Annotated in this window: 1 protein-coding gene; it reads left to right on the top strand. The window is 62.4% G+C overall.

The window, feature by feature from the left end; all coding sequences use genetic code 11:
* Positions 1-102 precede the first annotated feature (102 nt).
* Positions 103-1185: an IS110 family transposase gene (locus CH286_RS27505; RefSeq protein ID WP_441347146.1), complete on the top strand. Its 1083-nt coding sequence runs from the start codon at positions 103-105 to the stop codon at positions 1183-1185.
* Positions 1186-1545 lie beyond the last annotated feature (360 nt).

Below are 1545 nucleotides of genomic sequence, written 5' to 3'. Positions count from 1 at the left end.
TAGACGGTATGGAGGTCTTGGCTGGGGCCTCTCCGCATGTAAGCGTGGGTTGCCGACAGGAGTGGGTCCTGGCCGGTAGAGCCACAGATGTGGGAGGCCCCAGTGAAGAATCATCGTACGAGTGTCGGTTTGGATGTGCACGCACGATCGGTGGTGGCGTGCGGTTTGGATGGCGAGACGGGCGAGTTGTTCGAGCGTCGCATGTCGCCTGATCACAAAGAAATCCTGGAGTGGATCCGTGCGCTGCCAGGATCGGTGCATGTCGTCTACGAGGCGGGCCCGACCGGTTTCGGTCTGGCCCGTTTTCTGTTGGCCGCCGGTGTCGATTGCGTGGTGGCGGCACCATCGAGAATTCAACGTCCCCCTGGTGACCGCATCAAGACCGATGCCCGTGACGCCCGACATCTGGCACGGTTGCTTCATTTGAGTTCTATTGTGCCGGTGCTGATTCCGAGTACCGAACAGGAGTCCGCTCGTGATCTGGTGCGAGCGAGGGAGGACTGCCGCGGCGATCTGGTGTCCGCACAGCATCGCCTGACACATGTGCTGCTGCGTCAAGGGATCATCTACAGCGGCGGCAAACCCTGGACCGCAGCCCACGATCTGTGGTTACGCCGCCAGCGGTTCGATTCACGTGCACTGCAGATCACCTACGACACCGCCTACGAGACCGTCATCGCCACCACCGAACGCCGGAATCGTCTCGATACCGCCATCGCGGACATGGCTGCGCATTCGTCGTTCACTCCGGTGGTGACCCGGCTGGGGTGCCTTCGTGGGGTGGCGACGTTGACAGCGTTCGGTTTGGCGACCGAGATCGGCGAGTGGGACCGGTTGACCGGCCGCTCGATCGGTGCGTTCGTCGGGTTGATCCCGACCGAGCATTCTTCCGGTGAATCCCGGTCGCAGGGCGGTGTCAGCAAAACCGGCAATGCTCACGTGCGCCGACTGCTGGTCGAGGCTGCCTGGCATCATCGCAAGCCGTATCGGCCGGGGCGTGAACTGGTGGCACGGTGGAAGGCCTCGACTCCCAAAGCCAAAGCGCGAGGGCATCGAGCGAACCGGCGGCTGCACGCACGGTGGGAACATTTCGACGAACGCGGTAAACGTGCGGTGGTCGCCAATGCCGGGATCGCACGAGAGCTGGCCGGCTGGTGCTGGTCGTTGGCCACACTCGAGGAATGACAGAAGCTCCGGCGCCGAACCAGCGATCTGCGTCGGGATAGATGTCCGGGATGAACGATCGACGACGATGTGGGATGTGACCGAGCGTCTGGGAGTGACCCGCTAGCCGCCTATGAGCAATCCTCAACTGCGCGTTGGGATCACGCTCGACTTATAGACTTGCGATCCACTCCAGCCGAAACAGTCCGTCCTGCGGTAACCAACCCGCGTATATGAGAGTTGACGACGCGTCGAACACTACGACACGCTCACCTCCCACTCGCATCGATCACCATCCCGGCGACAGGAAGCGGTGGCACACACGACGGTGCGTGCCACCGCTTCACCATGCCGTCGTTGACAGGCCGACCTCCATATGAG

This window comes from Rhodococcus sp. WWJCD1 (assembly GCF_002258735.1).
Taxonomy (GTDB): Bacteria; Actinomycetota; Actinomycetes; order Mycobacteriales; family Mycobacteriaceae; genus Rhodococcoides.
The sequence above is the reverse complement of the archived record's forward strand: the minus strand, read 5'-3'. Positions and strand labels throughout refer to the sequence as shown.